The sequence below is a fragment of the Gemella sp. GH3 genome (assembly GCF_013415425.1).
Taxonomy (GTDB): Bacteria; Bacillota; Bacilli; order Staphylococcales; family Gemellaceae; genus Gemelliphila.
Map to the genome: position 1 here is coordinate 1 of NZ_JACBYC010000166.1, position 552 is coordinate 552.

The following is a 552-nucleotide window of genomic DNA, read 5'->3' on the forward strand; positions in this document are numbered from 1 at the left end:
CACCTATACCAAGCACATGAGGAAATACAACTTTCAGAGTATGGACCAGTTGAACAAGTTGAATTTTCTACACATCACCGAAATGAATTTGTTCAAGCCAAAGAACAATTAGATGAAATAGGAATACCATATCAAACTTTGGAACAAGAGGAATCTGAATCGTTAAGAATCACCGAAAGTAGTGGTATTTCGTTTATTTTCACCCTTGAAAAGTAAACCATTTTAAATAGAGGAAGGTTATACAATGTTACATGAAACTTGGAAAGAACGTACACCTATTAAAAAGGTAGAAGTTACGAATACAGATGCGAAGAAATTTACAGTTGCTGATATGTTGACTGTAGGTAAACAATATGATGTTGTTAATGAAACCGAAGAGTATTATCAAATCGTTGATAATTCTGGTTTAGTAGGTGGCTATTATAAAGATTACTTCAAAGAAGTTTAAGTTTTATTACGTAAAGTAACAGTACGTGTATTTAATTATTAATAAGACTAAGACAGGTCAATAATGACTTAATTGTCTTAGTCTCTTTTTATACATAAAGGACG

1 protein-coding gene and 1 pseudogene are annotated in these 552 nt (G+C 31.5%); both read left to right on the top strand.

The genetic code is table 11. The features are described from left to right. A pseudogene (locus HZY83_RS06605) lies at positions 1-216 on the top strand (VOC family protein); the annotation flags it as partial. A gap of 28 nt (positions 217-244) precedes the next feature. After that, entirely contained in the window at positions 245-448 is a 204-nt protein-coding gene (locus tag HZY83_RS06610) for a DUF6501 family protein (protein ID WP_002453229.1), read from the top strand. The last annotated feature ends 104 nt before the right edge of the window (positions 449-552 follow it).